Source organism: Castellaniella hirudinis, assembly GCF_042651965.1.
In the GTDB taxonomy this organism is placed as follows: domain Bacteria; phylum Pseudomonadota; class Gammaproteobacteria; order Burkholderiales; family Burkholderiaceae_B; genus Castellaniella; species Castellaniella hirudinis.
The window spans coordinates 607,536-624,166 of record NZ_JBHSDY010000010.1; the positions used below are offsets into that span (position 1 = coordinate 607,536).

Consider the following 16,631-nt stretch of genomic DNA (forward strand, 5'->3'; position numbering starts at 1 on the left):
CGCCGTGCTGACGCGTCCTGAAGGGCGCAATACCTCGCTGGCCTCCGCCCTGCGGGCGGCCGGCCTGACCGTGATCGAGGCGCCGGCCTTGGCGATCCGGCGATTGGACGCGGCTGTCCCTCGCCTGGTCGCGGGGGATCTGTGTATCTTTGTCAGCCGCCAGGCCGTGGATGCCTGTTTTGACGGGGGGGCCGTCACGCCCTGGCCGGACGGCGTCCGGGCGGCGGCGGTGGGCGCCGCGACCGCCCGGGCCTTGCGCGACCACGTGCCGCCGGATTTGATTCTGGCGCCGGACCAGGATGCGCCTCCCGATTCAGAGTCCTTGCTGGCCGCCATCGAGGCGGCGCGCCTGACGCCGGGCCGCGCCCATATCCTCCGGGCGCAGCGGGGGCGCGACTGGCTTGCGCAGCAGCTTCAGGCGCGCGGCTGGCACGTGACGTGCCATGCGCTGTACCAGCGCAGTCCCGTGATCTGGGACCGTGCGACGTGCGAGGTCTTGGCGGGACCGGACGCGTGCACGCTGCTGCTGACCAGCCCTGAAGCAGTCGAAGCCGTGGATGACAGCCTGCGCCGGCAGGGCCTGGACTGGCCGACCGCCTTGCGGGTCGTCACACTGCACGAGCGGATCGCGCGGCGTTTACAATGCCTCTATGCCGACCGCCCTGCGGGCGCGCTCGCGGTGCGCCTGAGTGCACCCGATGAGGCCGCCTTGTTTCAGGCTATATTGGCATCTGCGAGATCAGCCTAGAAGGACCCGTACGCCACCATGACCGATACCGACCACAGCTCGCCCGAACAGACTTCCGCCCCGGCGACGCCCGCCTCGGCGCTGGCCACGGCCCAGGCCGGGGCGGGGCGGTCACGGTCGGGAGGCTCCATCCTGGCGGTGGTCCTGTTGATCGTGCTGGCCCTGGTCCTGGGCGGGGCGCTGTATTACCAGAATCAGGAATACCGCGCCGTGCGCGCCGATCTGCAGCAGCAACACCAGCAAAGCGTCCAACTGGTCCAGGAAACCCGCGCCCAGGCGGATCAGGCCTTGTCCCTGGTCCAGGCGCAGACCGCCCGGCTGCAGGAACTGAACAGCGCCCTGGAGACCACCTCTGCGCAGGTCCAGGAGCTCGACCAGGCGCTGCGGATGATGACGGACAGCGGCTCGGATCTGCTGCTGCTCAATGACATCGATCATCTGGTCACCATCGCCCAACAGCAGCTTGCCCTGGGCGGCAATGTCGCCAACGCCATCATCTCCCTCGAAGCCGCACAGGCCCAGTTGGCTCGCGCCAACCGCCCGGGCCTTGCGGCCTTGCAGCAGTCGATCAATGGCGACCTGGACCGCCTGCGCGCCGTGGCGACCATTGACCTGCCGGCCCTGACGGCCCGGATCGACCGCCTGTCCAATCTGGTCGGGACTGCGCCCCTGCTGGTGCCCGACGCGGCTGCACATCCGGCGGATCTGGCCGCTTCGGCGCCGACGCCTGAGGCCTCCGCCGCACCCCGGACGCCTGACGAACCGGCCCCCGAGGGCTGGCGCGCCATGGCTGCCAATGCCTGGCACTGGACGCGTGACGCGGCCGGCCTGGTGTCGCAGGACTTGCGCAGCCTGTTCGACGTGCGCCGGGTGGACGATGCCGCTGCCTTGCTGATGTCGCCCGATCAGGCGCTGCGCTTTCGCGAAGTGTTGAAGCAGCGGGCGGTCACCGCCCAACTGGCCCTGATGATGCATCAGTCGCGCATCTGGCAGGCCGAACTCGATCAGCTTTCCACGGCGATCGACCAGCGCTACGACATGCGCGATGAATCCGCGCGCGAGGCCCTCAAGATCGCCCGCGAGCTGCGCGACACTGCGATCGAGATCAAGCTGCCGACGGTGGACAACAGCCTGGCCGCGATCGCCGCCGCCCGGGACGCCGTCGAGGAAGACGAGCAGGACGGCAGCGCGCCCGACGATGCCAGCCCGGGCGAAGCCGTTCCGGCAGAGCCGTCGCCTGCCGGAGCGCCCGTCGGCGCCGGCGCGGTCTGAGGAGCGCGCGATGCGATCCTGGATCTGGACCCTGATTCTGTTCGCGGCCGCCGTGGCCCTGGCCCTGGTGCTGCGCGAACACGGCGGCAACGTCCTCATCGTCGCCCAGCCGTGGCGTATCGAACTGTCCCTGTCGCTGGCCGTCGTGCTTGCGCTGGTGGCCTTTCTGGCGCTGCACTGGCTGCTGCGCGCGCTGAACTGGCTGAGCACCAGCCCCGGCCGGCTGCGCGCCTGGCGTGGGCGTCGTGCCCAGAAGCGCGACGTCGAACTGCTTGAACGCGGCTGGATCAATGTACTGGAAGGCCGTTACGTCCAGGCCGAAAAAGACCTGTCCAATCTGCTGACGCGCACCCGATCGGCCGACCGCAAGGTGCTGGCCGGGCTGAGCGCGGCGCGCGCCCTGCATCTGCTGGGCGAAACTGCGCGGCGTGATCAGGTGCTGAAGCTGGCCCAGGAGGGCGCCGGCCAGGATTCCCGCCTGCGCCAGGCCGTGGACACGGTGACGGCGGAAATGTATCTGGACCAGAATCGCGCCGAAGAGGCCCTGGTTCTGCTCGAACCTTTGCAGGATGCCTCGTCGCGTTTTTTGCACGGCACGCGCCTGCTGCTGCGCGCCCATCGTCAATTGGGCCACGCGGACCGCGTGTATCAACTCACGCGCCTGTTGCTGCGCCGGGGCGCCATCGACGAAACCCAGGCGCGCCAGTTCATCCGTGAATCGACGGTGCAGCGCCTGTCCAAGGTCGAGGAATCCGGCTGGAGCGCCGTCTGGGGCGACTTGAGCGCCGACGAGCGGCTGGATTCCGACGTGGCCCTGGCCGGCGCCCAGGTCCAGATACGCCTGGGCCATCCGGCCGAATCGGCCCGCATCCTGGAGGCGGCGCTGGGCCGCCGGATGGATGATCGCCTGCTGCGGCTCTACGCCCATTGCGATGCGACCCAGGCTGGCCAGCGTCTCGGGCATGCCGAACTGTGGCTGAAGTCCAATCCCGACCATCCCGGCCTGCTGGCGGCGCTGGGGCAGCTTTGCCTGGCGGCCCAGCTCTGGGGGCAGGGCGAGCATTACCTGGAGCGCAGCCTGGCGCTGCGCGCCGACACCCATATCCATGCACTGCTGGGCAATCTGCATGACGCGCTGGGCCATCCCGAGCAGGCCTTGCGCAACTGGCGCCTGGCCTGCCAGGCGGCGGACGACGAGATGCCCGTCATCGCCCGCCTGCTGCCGGCAGCCGACACGCGCGGCGATCCGCGTTTTGAAGAAACGACCGCTGCGGCTGACCCGGCACCGGACGAACAGCCGCTGGCGACTTCGTATGCCGCCAGCGGCGTCTACGTCCAGGACGAAACCGGCCTCGACGCAATGCCGATCTCCGCGCCGCCGCCTCGAGCGCCGGCGGCCGCTGCCGTGCCCGAGCCCCTCTCTGCCGAGGACGAATACTTCGACACGGCGCCGATTCCCGGGGTGGACATGTCCCAGACCTCGGACGGCAGCGCGCGCAAGTAGCTATTTTTCTGTCTGAACCATCCAATCCGAACCTACCAAGGACCTTCATGAGCCTAGATCGAGTGCCGGCCGGCGATAAGCTGCCCGAGGAATTCAACGTTGTGATCGAGATCCCGATGAACGCGGATCCGGTCAAGTACGAAGTCGACAAGGCCAGCGGCGCCGTGTTCGTGGACCGCTTCATGCTGACCGCCATGCACTACCCCTGCAACTACGGCTACATCCCCCAGACCCTGTCGGAAGACGGTGATCCGGTGGACGTGCTGGTGATCGCGCCGTTCCCGGTGCAGGTCGGCTCGGTTATCCGCTGCCGCGCCCTGGGCGTGATGAACATGGAAGACGAAGCCGGCAAGGACGCCAAGCTGCTGGCCCGCCCGGTCGACAAGCTCTACCCGCCGTACCGCCACATCGACTCGACGGCGGATCTGCCGGCCGAAGAACTGCAGCGCATCCAGCATTTCTTCGAGCACTACAAGGATCTGGAAAAGGGCAAGTGGGTCAAGGTCCAGGGCTGGTCGGGCCTGGATGCCGCCAAGCAGGAGATCCGCTCTTCCGTTGAACGCTACGAGCAGACCAAAGGCTGAGACGTCATGACGGAAACCGTGATTCCCCGCCCCGAGGCGGCGACTGTCGCCGTCCAGGGCACGACGGCCCGCTTTCCCGTGCGGCGCATCTACTGCGTCGGCCGCAACTATGCGGAACACGCGCGGGAAATGGGTGATTCGGGACGCGAACCGCCGTTCTTCTTCGCCAAACCCGCCGATGCCGTCCTGAACGTTGCCGAGGGCGCCGAAGGCGTGCTGCCGTATCCGCCGCTGACCCAGGATCTGCACCACGAGGTCGAACTCGTCGCCGCGCTGGGTTCGGGCGGCCGCGACCTGACGCCCGAGCAGGCGGCCGCCTGCATCTGGGGCTATGCCATCGGCCTGGACATGACGCGCCGCGATCTGCAAGGCGCTGCCAAAAAGGCCGGCCGCCCCTGGGAAACCGGCAAGGCCTTCGACCATAGCGCGCCCATCGGGCCGCTGCATCCGGCCGCGTCCGCCGGTGCAATGGCGAAGGGTGCGATCACCCTGTCGGTCAACGGCCAGCCGCGCCAATCAGGCGATCTGTCGGACATGATCTGGTCAGTGCCGGAAGCCATCGCCTACCTGTCCACCCTGTTCGAACTGCGGGCCGGCGACCTGATCTACACCGGGACCCCGGCCGGGGTCGGCGCCGTCGTGGCCGGCGATCTGCTCGAAGGCGCCGTTGAAGGGCTGGGCACCTTGCGCGTGCGCATCGGCTGATTTTTCGGGCCTCCTGGGCGCAGCATCCAGTCGCGCTCAGGGGACCCGAATGCTGCATGCCGCAGCAGGCTGGACATTTTCAGCCAAGGCGGGAAGTGCGAATAGGCGGGCTTGAAGGGGCAGGGCACACTGGGCTCCATCCCGTTCCCGGAGCCCGCCATGACCTCCTTTCTGCGCCTGTCGCGCCGCGTCCGCCAGCCGTTCAGCCGTATCCGCCGCGTCCTGCCCGGCGCTCCGTCCTTTGCTGTGCGCACGCCGCCGCCGCCGTCGGGTATCCCGCGTGTGCCGGTGCTGCTGGCGTCCCGATCCAGTCCGTGCGACCGGGCCGGGCAGCGTGGTCAGGCCATGGTCGAGTACGTGATCGTGGTCGCTCTGGTGGCCGTCGCCGCCATCGCGGTCTATCAGTTGTTCGGCCAGGTGATCCGCGCCCAGACGGCGGCCATGGCGCGCGAGATCGCCGGCGAGGACGGTTCGGAACAATCCCGCGTCGCCCAATCGGCGGCTGAATCCGCCGCCGCCCAGGCGGCCGCCAAATCGCTGAAATCCTTTACCGGCAATGCGGCGGCGGGGCAGTGAGATGGCCGCCCCGCACCCTACGCTACGCAAGCAGCAGGGCCAGGTCCTGGTGCTGGGCATGCTGCTGGCTGCCGTGCTGGGGCTGGCCTGGATGCGCTATTTCGCGACCGGACAGGTGCTGGCGGCCAAGACCCGGATGGTCCACGGCCTGGATGCCGCCGCTTACAGCGGCGCCCTGGTCCAGGCCCGGACCCTGAATTTCCTGGCCTATCTGAATCGCGCCCGGATGGCGCATCAAGTGGCCATGGCGCACCTGGTTACGCTGGGCAGTTGGGCGCACTACGCCGGTATGGAATCGCGCCGTCTGGCCCAGGGCAATCCGCCCGCCCACCTGATCGGCCTGCTGTTTGGCGCCGATCATGGCCGCGCCTATCTGGCGGCGGCCGGCGCCGTCGGCCTGGAGGCCCGGGCACGCGCCGAGGGGACCTTGGGCCAGGCTTATGCCACGCACGAGCGTTTCGTGCACGAGCTCTCGGCAGACCTGTCCCGTGTCCTGGCCAGGGACCTGCCCCAGGCGCGCCTGGGAGCGATGCGGGCCGTGCTGGCCGGGCATTATCCCGAGCACCGCGATCTGCGGCCCATGGTGACGGATGACGCCTGGCCCGGTCTGTTGCGCCGTCATGCGCCGGACGCCCCTTTGTTCGACTGGACGCGGCGTTTGGCCGGGCTCTATCCCTTTCTCGACCCCCGCGACCATACCGCGCGCAATCCCTGGCCGGTCAGCGCGCGCTGCCCGCAGTTGCGCCACGAATTGCGGCGGCGCGGCGGCACGGCATTGGACGAGTCGGGCCGCTGGCAGGCGGGGGATACCCAGTCCTTTCATGCGGTGCGCTCGAACCGCTGGATTGGCTGTTACTACCGCGAATACGCCATGGGCTGGGCCTGGATGCCGGCGCAAGCCGGTCAGGCGATGGATGCCGACCACGTCGATGCGCCGCCGGAGGATTTTGCCGATCAGGATTTCTGGCGCTGGGTGCGGGCGGCGACGCAATGGGATCTGGTGGGCGGCCGGGACAATCCCCTGGCCAATTCCTATGCCTTGCGTGATCGTCAGGCCTGGGCCTCGCGCGGCCTGGGGGATTATCTGGACATTGCGGCCGGGACCGGGCCGGACGCCGCCTCGGGCTTTGTCGTGCGCCTGGAACTGCCGGATGCATCCGGCCGTCCGATCCGCGCCCGCAGCGCGGCGGAAAGCCTGTTTTCCCGGTCCGGGCGGCGTGCGGACGGCCTGGATGAAACCCCCAGCTTGTTCCACCCCTACTGGCATGCGCGTCTGTCGGCGGGCGTGTCAGATGTTTCGGGAGACTGAGATGCCGCTTCATGCGTCACAGGGCGGCCAGGCCCTCGTCGAAACGCTGGTCGTGCTCACTGTCCTGGGCAGTCTGTGGCTGGGCATCGCCTGGCTGGGGCGCCTGCAGGATGCCGGCTTGCAACTGGCCCATGCCAGCCGGCGCACCGCCTTCGCCCATGCCCACCAGGGGCTGACTCCGGCGGCGTTGGACCGCGCCGGGGATGGCTATCTGGATGCGCCCAGGCATCGCTGGCGGACCCGGCAGGGGCGGGATCTTCTGGCGGGCGAAGCGCGCCTGGACATTGAATCCTTGGGCGCCATGACTGGATTGCAAGCCGGCGATCCCGCGGCCGGGGCGGCGGACCTGCGCCGCGAGCTGCGGCTGGGCGATCCGACCGTCTGGCGCGCCGTTGCGCGGGTCCAGACCGCCGGTGGGGCGGACACGACCGGCGCCGTGCATGACTTCGACCGGCTTGGGCTCAGTCTGCAGCGCCACACCGCGATTCTGAGCGGCGATGGCGCGGCGGGGGACGATGCCGAGGCCCAATCGCTCATGGCAGGCAGTCCGCGCGCCTGGGGTGCCGCGGCCTCGGCATCCCGGGCCGCGGGTCAGGCGGTCCTGGGTCGCGTGAAGGGCGTGGACGCTGCCTGGGGCCGTGCCTTGCCCGAGTGGGACTGGACCGGCCCTTGGACGGGGAGCGTACCGCGTCCGCACCTGCAGCCCTGGAGGCAGCCATGAAGTCATGTTTCCTGCGCCCGTTCCTGCGCCTGCTCTCGTCCCCGCGTCCGTCCGCGATGCTTTCAGCCGTCGTGCTGCTGTCCGTCGGTCCGTCCGTCGCAGCGCCGCCGCTGTGGGATCCGGCGCGCGCTGCCGGGCTGGCGGCCTGGACCTGGGCAGCGCCTCAGGGGGTTGATCTGCCCGGGGCCCGCTTGCGGATGCGGCGCTTTCGGGCGCCGATGGCGCCGGCAGACGCGGCGCGGCAACTGGCACGGGCAGGGGCGTCCCGCTTCGATCGCGTGCAGTTTTCCGGCGCAGTGCTGTCCCTATCGGGTGTTTACGAGGGACAGCATTGGTTGGCGCAACTGCGGCCGGCCGATGACGGCGGTGCGGGCACGATCGGTCTGCTATCCAGCCTGGGGCCGGCGGATCGACGCGAGGCCGGCTTCAACCCGGCGGAACTCGCGCCCGTTGATGCGCGGCCCGTGCTGCGTGCGTCCAGCCGCCTGGCGGGCGCTACCGGTTTGGTGGCCAGCTATCTTTGTCCCGGCTCGTATCCGCGCGTGGCTGCCGCCGTGCGCCGTGCCCTATGGGTCCGGCACTGGCGTCCTGTGGCGGTTCCGGGTGCGGGGGCAGCAGCTCCCGGGGCCGTGAAAGGACAGGCCGACCCGGTCGCCGGAGAGTGGGCGCGGCCGGATGGCGCCCGCCTGACGGTCCATCTTTACGCTCGGGCGGATGCCGTCACCCTGACATTCTGGCATCGGCCCAAGGAGTCCTCATGAACTTTCCATTCCTTCGCATTCCACGGTCCGCCGTGCTGGGGGTGTTGGCCCTGGGGGCTGGTCTGCTGGCGGCGGGCGCTCTGGCCTTGCACGTCCGCGAACGCGAGCGGCAGATCGAGGACCGCGCCCGCCTGGACATGGTCGAACGCATCGTGGCGGCCCGGGACCTTACGGCCGGCACCCGGTTGACGCCGGACGATCTGGCGGTGCGCAGCTTTCCTGCCCGCTGGGTGGGTGGCGATACTTTGCCGCTGGCCCGGCTGGGTGAGCTCGAAGGCCGGGTCCTGGGGGCCGCCGTGCGGGCCGGCGATGCGCTGGTGCCCGCGCATACCGTGCGTTCCCAGGCGGCTTTCTCCGAACACCTGGCCCCGGGGCGGCGGGCGATCACGCTGCCCGTGGATCAGGTCAATGCCTTGTCCGGCCTGCTGCAGCCCGGCGATCTGATCGATCTGTACGTGTCCTTTGATCATCAGCGCAAACGTCTGACGGCGCCGTTGCTGCAGGGCGTGCTGGTGCTGGCGACGGGCCGTGAGACCCGAGCAACCGAGGCCGGGGCCGAGGAATCCTCCTATTCCACCGTGACCTTGGATGCCGCCCCCGAGGACGTGGTGAAGCTGGTCGCCGCCCGTCAGGCCGGCACGCTGACCGCCATCCTGCGTCATCCCGGCGATGCGCGCGCCGACCGCCGGGCCGCCCGGGGCGATCTGGCGTCCCTGCTGGGCGTGGGCGACCCGCCGCGCACTCCGACTCGGCGCGCCGTCATCTTGTACGGCACTTCGGGCGCCCGCGCCTTGCCGGCCTGGGCCAACCCGGAAGGACAGGCCGCACGGCCCGGCAACGGCTGGTTCGACCTGCCCGAGGGGCAGGCCTTGGCCAGCGCCTGGATGCGTGCGCTGGCGGGACAGGCCGTGTCGGCGGGCGATGACGAGGGTGATGACTCCGGTTCGGCAGAGCCGCCGGATCAGCGTGCGGATGGAGAGGCTTCATGAAGGTGTGTCCGGCCTTGTGCCTGCTCTGTATCCTGACCCTGCCGATGCCTGTTCCGGCGGCCGTTTCGGCTCCCGTCACCGAAACGCCCCTGGCCCTCCAGGCGGGCGAGGTCCGGGTGCTGGGCATTCCCGGCGTGGCTCGCGTCGCGGTGGGCGACGGCAAGATCCTGAATGCGGTCAGCACCGACGACCGTGAAGTCATCGTCTTCGCCCGCAAGCCGGGTTTCAGCACCTTGCATGCCTGGACGGCGGATGGGCAGGCCTACCGCTATGCCGTCGAGGTCGCCCCTGAGGGCGCGCGTCAGTTGCAGGATGAATTGCGCGGCCTGCTGGAGCGCATCCCGGGCGTGCGCGTGACGTCCCTGGGCGACAAACTGCTGGTCGAAGGCGACGAACTGTCCGACGGTGACCGCCAGCGTTTGACGGAACTGGGACGCCGCTATCCGCAATTGCTGGATTTCACCGGCACGGTCGGCTGGGACCAGATGGTGCTGCTGGACGTGCGCGTGGTCGAAGTGCCTCGCTCTCTGCTGCGCGAAGTCGGCCTGCGCTGGGGCAGCGAAGGCGCCGGGGGCGTGAATGCCGGCCTGGGCTGGGACGGGGGATCACGCCGCTACGCCGACCGGCCGGGGGAAACCGTGCTGCCTCTCGTCTTCCCGTCACCGCAGGCGGCCGGCTACTTCGGCATCAATGCGCTGCTGTCGGCGCGCATCGACCTGCTGGCCCAGGACGGACGGGCCGTGGTGCTGGCCCAGCCCCAACTGCTGGCCCGCAGCGGCGCGACCGCTGAATTCCTGGCGGGGGGCGAAGTGCCCTACAGCACCGTGGACGGCAACGGCAATACCCAAACGGCTTTCAAGCCCTATGGGGTGTCGCTGCGCATCACGCCGTCCATCGAACGCAGCGGCGCCGTGCGGTCGCGCCTGGAGGTCGAGGTCAGCGCCATCGATCCCGCCTTGTCGGTGCCGAGCGGGCCGTCCCTGAAGACCCGGCGCACAGCCACCGAGTTCAATGTGCGCTCGGGCCAGACCCTGGTGCTGGCCGGATTTCTGTCGCGTGACGCGGCCCGCAACGTGGACCGTCTGCCGGGCCTGGGCGACCTGCCGATTCTGGGGGCGTTGTTCCGCTCCACGCGCTTTCAGCGCAATGAAACGGAATTGGCCATTCTGGTGACGCCGCACCTGGTGACGGCGGACCATCCCGATCTGCGCCGCCGTGTCCAGCGCGCGGATGCGATCCTGGACCGGGCATTTCCGGCCGAGCCCTCGCTGCTGGCCCCCATCCGGGCCTTGCCGCCGGCTTCCGTCCAGACGCCTCGGACGGCATGGAACCCGCGCGCCGTCGGCCCCGGTTCCCAATGGCAAGGAGCCGCCGTCGAACCGCAGCATACCGTTGGGGGAGCCAGACCATGAATGCATCGCGGCAGGCGGACGGTCCTGTTCACGCTCATGATCTCTTGCATAGGCCGCGTCCCATCGATCCGGCCCACGCCGTCGAACTCGACCTCTGTTTCGAGGACGGCCGGCGCCGGCGTGAACGCTGCGTCCTGCCGCTGCTGATCGGACGGGATGCGGCGTGCGGACTGGCGCTGCGCGCCTGGCGCGTCGGGCGCCGTCATGCGCGTTTGCAGTGGCGTCGGGACGAGGTCTGGATCGAAGACCTGGGGTCTCTGTGCGGCACGACCGTCAATGGAGAGAGGATCGCCGCGTACGGCCCGCTCCTGGCGCATGACGAGGTGGTCATCGGTCCGTGCCTGATGCGTGTCCTGCCGGCGGGAACGGCCGTCGAGCCGCAGGCGGATCAGGCGGCGCCGACTGTGGCTGCGGAATATGCATTGGACGCTGCCGCAGCGGGCGCCGGGGCGATGGATGTCGGGGTGGAGGGCGTTCGCACGATGGCCGGGATCCGTCACGAACCATGGCGTGCCGACCCGTCGCCGTACCGGGCGGCGCCCGGGCACGAGACGGGCGGCACGCATCCGGGCGACGTGCATGCAGACGAGCCAGGAACGCCGCCCATTGACGTCGCCAGGTCCGCGGCACCCGCGGCGCAAGCCCACCGCCGTCGCCTGCACGAGGGCCTGATCGCCGCGCTGCAACTGCGGCGCCGCGACATCGGCGGCATGAGCGACGCCGCGCTGCGGGCCGAGGCCGCCGCCGTGCTGGCCGGCCTGATCGCGGCCGATCAGGCCTTGCCGCTGGATCTGGACCGCGAGGCGCTCGTCCGTGAACTGGTGGACGAGGCCGTCGGCCTGGGGCCGCTGGAGCCGCTGCTGGCCGACCCGAGCGTCACGGAGATCATGGTCAACCGCCATGATGAAATCTTCGTCGAGCGGGGCGGGCGATTGACGCGCGCCGCAGCCGGCTTCAGCGGTGAACAGGCCGTGCTGGGCATCATCGACCGGATCGTGGCGCCGCTGGGGCGGCGGATCGACGAAAGCGCGCCCATGGTCGATGCCCGTCTGCGCGACGGTTCGCGGGTGAACGCGGTGATCGCGCCCATCGCCTTGCGCGGGGCCAGCCTGACGATCCGCAAGTTTCCCGCCCGGCGCCTGGACATGTCCGACCTGCTGGCCGTCGGCGCCCTGGACGAAGCCATGGCGCGGTTTCTGACGCACTGCGTGCGCCATCGCAAGAACCTGATCGTGTCCGGAGGCACGGGCTCGGGCAAGACCAGCCTGCTGAACGTGTTGTCCAATGCCATCCCGGACGGTGAGCGCATCATCACCATCGAGGACGCTGCCGAATTGCGCCTGAATCACGCCCATCTGGTCAGCCTCGAAGCCCGGCCGCCCAACCCGGAGGGCCGGGGCCGCGTCGAGATCCGCGATCTGGTGCGCAACGCGCTGCGCATGCGCCCGGACCGCATCGTGGTGGGGGAATGCCGGGGCGGCGAGGCCTTCGACATGCTGGCTGCCATGAACACCGGGCACGAGGGTTCGCTGACCACCTTGCACGCGAACAGTCCGCGCGACGCGCTGGGTCGATTGGAAACCATGATCCTGATGGCGGGCATGGATCTGCCGCTGGCGGCGATCCGCGAACACGTGGCTTCCAGCATCGACTTCATCGTGCAACTGGTGCGCGCCGCCGACGGCCGGCGTCTGGTCAGTGCGATCGTCCAGGTGGCAGGCCAGGAAGGCGGCCGCATCCAGTTGCAGGACCTGTTCCTGGGCCGCGCCGGGCCGCCTGCCGTGTTCACCGGCTGCGGCCTGCCGCCCGATGGTTTCGAGGGCGCGGCTGCGCTGGACGTTGCGCTGTTTTCCGGCCGCACGGTGGTCCAGGGCCGGGCGGCGATGGATCCGGAGCGTCGATCATGACGATCCTGGTTTTTTTGGCGCTGGCGGGCAGTGTCGCGTGCGCCGTCTGGTGGCTGCTGGTCCGGGCCGAGCGTGCCTGGACCCGCTACGAGGATCGCCTGCGCGACGAGACCCGGCACACCTTGGACGCGTCCTTTCTGTTCCTGGACATGGCGCAACTGCGGCCGGCCGTAGCCGCCCTGGGCCTGATCCTGATGCTGGCGGCGGCCTGGCTGGCGGGCCGCTGGTGGGGCGTGCTGCCCGTGCTGGCGGGACTGCTATGCGCGCCGCCGCTGATCCTGCGCCACGTGCGCCGTCGCCGGGCGCGGCGCTTCGACGCTCAATTGCCCGATCTGGTTCAGGCGCTGGCCGGGGCATTGCGGGCGGGGGCAGGGGTCCAGCCGGCCTTGCAGCATCTCGTGGCCCAGTCCAGCCCGCCGCTGTCCCAGGAATTCGGCCTGATGCTGCGCGAACAGCGCCTGGGCCTGAGTTTCCAGGATGCCTTGCTGCAGTTGCGCGCCCGCATGCCGACCGAATCTTGCGGGCTGGTGGTGTCGGCGCTGGGGATCGCCGCCCGCACGGGCGGCAGTCTGGCCGATACGCTGGAAAGCATCGCCCAGACGCTGCGGGCGCGCCAGCACTGGATGGGGCGGGTCGAGGCGTTGACCGCCCAGGGGCGCATGCAGAGCCGCATCATGGCGGGCTTGCCGGTAGCGCTGGCCCTGGTGCTGAGCCGCCTGGAACCCGAAGCCATGGCGCTGCTGTGGCAGACCTGGTACGGCTGGATCGTGCTGACGGCGATTCTGGTGCTGGAAGGCCTGGGCATCCTCTGGATCAGACGGATGGTGGCAATCGAGGTGTAGCGCGAACACCCGAGGAGACGACATGACGTGGTTCTGGATCGGTTTGTGCTTGGCGGTGCTGGCGGTCTGCCTGGGCTTGTGGGTGCTGGGCAGTCCCTGGGCCGCCGCGCGCGGCGAAGCCCGGACGCGGGCGCCCGCGTTCTGGTGGCCCTGGGTGCTGGCGCTGGCGCCCTGGTGCGCGCCTTTCGTCACCTGGCGCATGCGCCGGGACTTGCGGCGCTGGGGGCCGCGCGCCGGCCTGGCGGCGCATTGGCAGGCGGATCGCTGGCTGGCGGCCTGTGTGCTGGCGGCAGGCTGTGGCGTCGCCTTGGCCGGGGCGGGGGCGCTGATGGGGGCCGCATCCGCGCGGATCGGCATCCCGGCGGTACTGGCGGGCGCTGCCTTGGGCTTCGCCTGGCCGGATCAGGCGCTGCGTCGCCGCGCCGCCCTCAGGCGGGGGCGGATGATGCGCGAGCTGCCCTTCATGCTGGATCTGCTGACCCTGTGCGTGGAAGCCGGCCTCAGCCTGCCGGCGGCCCTGCATCAGGTGGCCGGTCATGCGCCGGAAGGCCCGTTGCGCCAAAGCCTGCGGGACGCGGCCGCGCTGGAGCGCACTGGCATGGACCGGCCGCGCTGGCTGCAGCACTGGGCGGATCATGCGGATGTGCCCGGCGTCCTCAATCTGGTCACGGCCTTGTCCCAGTCCGACCGGCTGGGCATGAGCCTGGGCCCTCTGCTGCGGGCCCAGGCCGAGCGCCAGCGCAGTGAACGCTTTCTGCGCGCCGAGAAACTGGCGCTGGAGGCGCCCGTGCGGATGCTGTTCCCCATGGTGCTGTGCATCTTCCCCTGCACCTTTCTGGTCATCGGTTTTCCCGTGGCGGCGAAGCTGCTGGATGCGGGGTTCTAGGGATGTCGCGTCCCTTTCGGCAACTCTCCTGGCGCGGCCCCCGTGGGCCCGCTCCATGGCTGGATACGGCGCAACCGCTGCGCCTGTATTGCGCGCGTTCTTTCGTCGCGCGTCTCCTGGGCTTGCGTGGATGGCCGGACTGGGGGACGTCGCCCCGAGGCCTGCTGTTGCCGGACTGCCGCGCCGTGCATACGCTGGGGCTGGCGCAAGCCGTGGATCTGGTGTTCCTGGATGCCGGGGGGCGGGTCGCAGGCATGAGGCCCCGGGTCGCCCCGGGGCGCTGCGTTTTACAGAAAAACGCCCGATCCGTCATCGAACTGCCTGCGGGCTATGGCGCCCGACGGGACTGGCAGGCTCAGGTCGAGGCCGCCTGCCTGGCGCGGAAGATCGTCGTATAGATAGGGTAAAAGCTGCAATACAGCAGGGCCGTAATCACGATGTCCAGCGGCTGGGACAGCCAGGTCAGCAGCACCGTGGACGTTCCGGCTGCGGCCAGTCCGTCCAGCAGGCCGCGCAGGCCGAAGAACACGGCGGCCCAGCTTGCCACGTAGACGAGGATGGGATACTTGTTGCGCCAGCAGGCCACCATGGAATAGAACAGCGCCCGGCGCAGGGGCAGGGCGTGCCAGCCCACCAGGGCCGGCGTGTGCCAGAACAGGGCCGACAGCAGCACGTAGAAAATGCCGAACACGATCATCGGGCCTTGCATGGCCTGGGCCAGTGCCGCGTAATCAGGCTGGTCGGCCGTGCCCAGGGACCCGAGCAGCGAGGACAGGAAAGGCAGTACGGCCGCCAGGGCGGTGAGGAATGAGCAGCCCAGGTAGGCCAGGCCCAGCCTGATTTGCGCGCCCGTGACGCCGGGGGCTTGCAGCGGTTGCAGCCACAGACCGGGCGCCATCCGGACGCCTTCGTCCAGATTGCGGCAGGCGCACAGTGTCAGAAAGGTCAGCAGCGGGGTCAGCAGCACCAGCACGGTCTGGCCGAGCACCGGGATGAGGGCGCCGATATTGATGAAAAAGCTGGTGGCGATGCTCCAGAACAGCATCGCCATGGGCTGGCGGCGGAACAGCTGGTATCCCTGGATGATCCAGACCCAGCCCGCGCTGGGGGGCAGGATGGCGGCTTGTAAAGGCGTCATGGACGGGGCAATGCGGGTGCGGGCTGATCGGTGCGCAGCCGCAGGATGCGTTCAAAGTGGCGCGGGTCGTGCGGCTTGAGCGTCTGGGCCGGCCGGGGCAGGTGGAAATCGTACAGGCGCGAGATCCAGAACCGCAGGGCGGCTGCGCGCAGCATCGCCGGCCAGGCGGCGCGCTCTTCGTCGGTGAAGGGGCGCACGGCGTGGTAGGCCTGCAGCCAGGCTTCCAGGCGCCGGCGCACAAAGGCACCCGTCGCCCGGTGGATGCACCAGTCGTTGACGCTAACCGCCACGTCGAACAACCAGGTGTCGCAGCCGGCGAAATAGAAATCGATGAAACCGCCCATATGGGGCGATTCGAAAGTGCCGTCGAACAGCACATTGTCGCGGAACAGGTCGCAGTGCGCAGGTCCGAAGGGCAGCTTGGCAGGCGCGTCCGTGGCGGCAAAGGCAATCTGCTCGTCCAGGGTGTTGCGCAGCAGTGCGGCCTGACCGTCGTCCAGGAAGGGCGCCAGGGCCGGCGCGGTGGCCTTCCACCAGTCCAGGCCGCGCAGATTGGGCTGGCGGATGGGAAAGTCCTGTGCGGCCAGATGGGCGCGGGCCAGGGTCTGTCCGGCCAGTGCGCAATGGGCCGGACCGGGCTCGGGCTCGTAACCGCCGGACAGACGCGTGACGATCGCAGCCGGCTTGCCGTTCAGCGAGGTCAGGCGGGTGCCGTCGAGCAGGGTCTGGGGTTCGGGCACGGGCACGCCGCGGCCGGCCAGGTGGTGCATCAGCTCGATGTAGAACGGCAGTTGTTCGGCGGTCAGCACCTCGAACAGGGTCAGCACATAGGCGCCCTGCGTGGTGTCGAGAAAATAGTTGGTGTTTTCGATGCCGGCGGTGATGCCGCGCAGGGCGACCAGTTCGCCCAGCTGGTAGCGCTGCAGCAGTGCGCGGGCGTCGTCTTCGGTGACGGAGGTGAATACAGCCATGGGGGGATACGCATGCGGCCGGGCAAGGCCGGGTTTGGGTCGGAGTCGGTCAGCGGGGATTTTAGACGAAAAGCAGGACGAGGCCAGACGACGGCGCGGCGGATCCCGCCTCTCTCCTGCGCGTCCCTGCCGGGCCCGGCTAAAAAATGCCCCCACGCCGCGCCCTGCGGGCTTGCTGCCTCCCAATGAACTGACCCCCAGAAGTTGGACGGTCACAGATTAGGCGGTCAAGGCCTGTGAATCGCCCCGGAACCTCTAGACACCCACGTGCCTCATAATGAGGCGATGAGGAGTTGTCATGAGCAC

17 protein-coding genes are annotated in these 16,631 nt (G+C 69.6%); 15 read left to right on the forward strand and 2 right to left on the reverse strand.

Features of this window, described 5'->3' with window-relative positions:
- Positions 1–4 precede the first annotated feature (4 nt).
- From ACFO0J_RS16440 to ACFO0J_RS16510, 15 genes are all read left to right on the forward strand, one after another.
- The gene (locus ACFO0J_RS16440; RefSeq protein WP_376814140.1) at positions 5–748 is read left to right on the forward strand and encodes a uroporphyrinogen-III synthase; all 744 of its coding nucleotides are present in this window, start codon (positions 5–7) and stop codon (positions 746–748) included.
- An 18-nt stretch (positions 749–766) separates the two neighbouring features.
- Positions 767–2,020, forward strand: coding sequence for a uroporphyrinogen-III C-methyltransferase (locus tag ACFO0J_RS16445; protein ID WP_376814141.1), 1,254 nt, complete (start codon positions 767–769; stop codon positions 2,018–2,020).
- Positions 2,021–2,030: 10 nt separating this feature from the next.
- Positions 2,031–3,524 carry a heme biosynthesis HemY N-terminal domain-containing protein gene (locus ACFO0J_RS16450; RefSeq protein ID WP_376814142.1) on the forward strand — a complete coding sequence of 498 codons (1,494 nt, stop codon included), beginning with the start codon at positions 2,031–2,033 and terminating at the stop codon, positions 3,522–3,524.
- 47 nt (positions 3,525–3,571) lie between these two features.
- Entirely contained in the window at positions 3,572–4,108 is a 537-nt protein-coding gene (gene ppa / locus ACFO0J_RS16455) for an inorganic diphosphatase (protein ID WP_376814143.1), read from the forward strand.
- A gap of 6 nt (positions 4,109–4,114) precedes the next feature.
- Complete coding sequence (locus ACFO0J_RS16460; RefSeq protein WP_376814144.1) at positions 4,115–4,813, forward strand: fumarylacetoacetate hydrolase family protein; 699 nt, start codon at positions 4,115–4,117, stop codon at positions 4,811–4,813.
- A 345-nt stretch (positions 4,814–5,158) separates the two neighbouring features.
- The gene (locus ACFO0J_RS16465; protein WP_376814186.1) at positions 5,159–5,389 is read left to right on the forward strand and encodes a hypothetical protein; all 231 of its coding nucleotides are present in this window, start codon (positions 5,159–5,161) and stop codon (positions 5,387–5,389) included.
- A gap of 1 nt (position 5,390) precedes the next feature.
- Positions 5,391–6,698, forward strand: a complete 1,308-nt coding sequence (locus tag ACFO0J_RS16470; RefSeq protein ID WP_376814145.1) for a hypothetical protein — start codon at positions 5,391–5,393, stop codon at positions 6,696–6,698.
- 1 nt (position 6,699) lies between these two features.
- Positions 6,700–7,419 (forward strand): TadE family protein, encoded by a 720-nt coding sequence (locus ACFO0J_RS16475; RefSeq protein ID WP_376814146.1) that lies wholly within the window; start codon positions 6,700–6,702, stop codon positions 7,417–7,419.
- Positions 7,416–8,180, forward strand: coding sequence for a hypothetical protein (locus ACFO0J_RS16480; RefSeq protein ID WP_376814147.1), 765 nt, complete (start codon positions 7,416–7,418; stop codon positions 8,178–8,180). Before ACFO0J_RS16475 ends, ACFO0J_RS16480 begins: the two co-directional genes overlap by 4 nt.
- The gene (gene cpaB, locus ACFO0J_RS16485; protein WP_376814148.1) at positions 8,177–9,169 is read left to right on the forward strand and encodes a Flp pilus assembly protein CpaB; all 993 of its coding nucleotides are present in this window, start codon (positions 8,177–8,179) and stop codon (positions 9,167–9,169) included. The genes ACFO0J_RS16480 and cpaB overlap by 4 nt, the downstream gene beginning before the upstream one ends.
- Positions 9,166–10,581 carry a type II and III secretion system protein family protein gene (locus ACFO0J_RS16490; protein WP_376814149.1) on the forward strand — a complete coding sequence of 472 codons (1,416 nt, stop codon included), beginning with the start codon at positions 9,166–9,168 and terminating at the stop codon, positions 10,579–10,581. Before cpaB ends, ACFO0J_RS16490 begins: the two co-directional genes overlap by 4 nt.
- A gap of 134 nt (positions 10,582–10,715) precedes the next feature.
- Positions 10,716–12,488 (forward strand): ATPase, T2SS/T4P/T4SS family, encoded by a 1,773-nt coding sequence (locus ACFO0J_RS16495; protein WP_376814187.1) that lies wholly within the window; start codon positions 10,716–10,718, stop codon positions 12,486–12,488.
- A complete protein-coding gene (locus ACFO0J_RS16500) occupies positions 12,485–13,330 on the forward strand; it encodes a type II secretion system F family protein (RefSeq protein WP_376814150.1) in 846 nt (281 codons plus the stop codon). Before ACFO0J_RS16495 ends, ACFO0J_RS16500 begins: the two co-directional genes overlap by 4 nt.
- A 22-nt stretch (positions 13,331–13,352) precedes the next feature.
- Entirely contained in the window at positions 13,353–14,216 is an 864-nt protein-coding gene (locus tag ACFO0J_RS16505) for a type II secretion system F family protein (protein ID WP_376814151.1), read from the forward strand.
- A 2-nt stretch (positions 14,217–14,218) separates the two neighbouring features.
- Positions 14,219–14,614: a DUF192 domain-containing protein gene (locus ACFO0J_RS16510; RefSeq protein ID WP_376814152.1), complete on the forward strand. Its 396-nt coding sequence runs from the start codon at positions 14,219–14,221 to the stop codon at positions 14,612–14,614.
- Here the strand turns inward: ACFO0J_RS16510 and ACFO0J_RS16515 are convergent.
- Positions 14,572–15,354 carry a BPSS1780 family membrane protein gene (locus tag ACFO0J_RS16515; RefSeq protein ID WP_376814153.1) on the reverse strand — a complete coding sequence of 261 codons (783 nt, stop codon included), beginning with the start codon at positions 15,352–15,354 and terminating at the stop codon, positions 14,572–14,574. The genes ACFO0J_RS16510 and ACFO0J_RS16515 overlap by 43 nt on opposite strands.
- Positions 15,351–16,325, reverse strand: a complete 975-nt coding sequence (locus ACFO0J_RS16520; protein WP_376814154.1) for a homoserine kinase — start codon at positions 16,323–16,325, stop codon at positions 15,351–15,353. Before ACFO0J_RS16520 ends, ACFO0J_RS16515 begins: the two co-directional genes overlap by 4 nt.
- Positions 16,326–16,631: the final 306 nt, after the last annotated feature.